This window comes from Neorhizobium sp. 2083 (assembly GCF_031455615.1).
Classification (GTDB): domain Bacteria; phylum Pseudomonadota; class Alphaproteobacteria; order Rhizobiales; family Rhizobiaceae; genus Neorhizobium.
In genome coordinates, this window is record NZ_JAVDTC010000026.1 from 1 (window position 1) to 1,739 (window position 1,739).

Consider the following 1,739-nt stretch of genomic DNA (forward strand, 5'->3'; position numbering starts at 1 on the left):
GATGTCAAAGCTGAATAGGGCTGCGACGCTGTCAGCCAGTTAGAAACGCGACACTGGCTCTGGTGGTCAGCCCCCGATCCGGCCGGCTGGGCCGGATTGAAAGGGCGGAGCGGGGGCGGGTGAGGGACACCCCCTTCGGCTTTAGCTTTGAGACTATGCACACCCGTTCATTCCGCCGCTTCCATCCGAGCCAGTGCCTTCTGCCTTTTGGCAATGACTTCCGGATCGTTCATGTAATCCGTCCGCCGACCGGGCTTGCGACCGCGCTTCTGATAGCCATTGCTCGTGCTGCCATCCGGTATCCCAAACATATGATCCGCCTGACCCGTGCGGCGAGGGCCGCTCCTGCTACGTTGCTGTTGGCGCCCAGCCTGCAACTCGGCGACGATCGACAGCACGTCGTCCAAACGCTTGTTCTCAACGACTTCGGATCGATGCACCGATCGCAACTTGTCGAAGGTTCTGTAGGGCAGGGCAAAGCTCTCGTGCATGATCTCGAGCCGTCCATCCGGATAATCACAGACCACGACCTTCCGGCCCGCCAAGGGTCTGGATATATCGGTCGGATCGAGAATGAACAGCACCTTGTCGTAGCGCAGCGTCAATGACTGCGACAAGGTACGGACTTCCTTGCGGCACATGGCGCCATCGAGATTCTCATGGTCGGCCAGCGCTCGATGCATGTCCTTCGGATTGCGCGGCGGTTTGCCAAAGCGACGATTGAAGTCGGCCATGAACTCAGGCGCATAGGCATTGGCAGCCTCGATCGTGTCGATGCCGCGAAGCCGCATCTCCTTCACCAGACGATCTTGCAATGTCTGATTGGCGCGCTCCACACGGCCTTTGGCCTGCGGGGTGTTGGCACAGATGATGTCGATGTTCAGCTCATAAAGCGCCCGACCGAACTGTGTCAGGCCGCTCGTCCGGTCTGTCTCCGACGCATGCGTGCTGCGAAAAACGCCATGCTTGTCGCTGTAGAAGGCCAGCGGCTTGCCCCATTGCTGCAGATAGGCCTTCGTCGCATGCAGATAGTCGAACGTATTCTCCGATCCGGCAAACCGTAGATGCAAGAGCTTGCCTGTGGCATCGTCGATATAGACGAGCAGGGCGCATTTGGGCCCGCGGTTCTCGAACCACCAGTGATGCGACCCGTCGATCTGCACCAGCTCGCCAAAGCAGTCGCGCCGGCCGCGTGGCTGGAAAACCCGCTTCTTGCGCTCGCGACGCGAGATCCAGATGCCGGCCTCGGTCATCCATTGCCGCAGCGTTTCCTTGGCCACCGAGATCCGGTGCAGCTCGATCAGCTTCTCGCGTGCCAACGTCGGACCGAAATCAACATAACGTTCGCGGATGAGGTCCAGCGCCGCATTGCGAAACTCTTCGCTGTGGCGTCGATTGCTCGGTCGCGATCGCTTCTTGGAAATGAGACCGGCTGGGCCATCCAGGTCATAGGCCTGCAGCAGCCGATGCACCTGACTTCGACTGAGGTCGAGCAGTTCGGCAGCCTGGACAACGCCCAGGCGCTCATCACGGATCTTCTGGATGACTTCGAGGCGATGCAATTCTTTCTGCGACATGGTGATCATAAAGGACATGACGACTCCGACCGCTCCTGATCTCAACCAGGCTGAAGATCGTCATCCTTGCTCCCGACGTTGGCATTGACCAGCGCATCGAGAGGCGAGACTGTCGCATCTCTAACTGGCCCAACTGTCGCATTACTAAATAGCCCTTACAAA

Annotated in this window: 1 protein-coding gene; it reads right to left on the minus strand. The window is 59.1% G+C overall.

The window, feature by feature from the left end; genetic code table 11:
- Positions 1-167: 167 nt before the first annotated feature.
- On the minus strand, positions 168-1,595 hold the full coding sequence (locus J2X76_RS31550) for an ISNCY family transposase (RefSeq protein ID WP_310221890.1): 1,428 nt from the start codon (positions 1,593-1,595) through the stop codon (positions 168-170).
- Between the last annotated feature and the right edge of the window lie 144 nt (positions 1,596-1,739).

Bases quoted from the DNA above. Each gene is read 5' to 3' on its own strand.
- J2X76_RS31550 (WP_310221890.1), bottom strand. From the start codon at position 1,595: ATGTCCTTTATGATCACCATGTCGCAGAAAGAATTGCATCGCCTCGAA.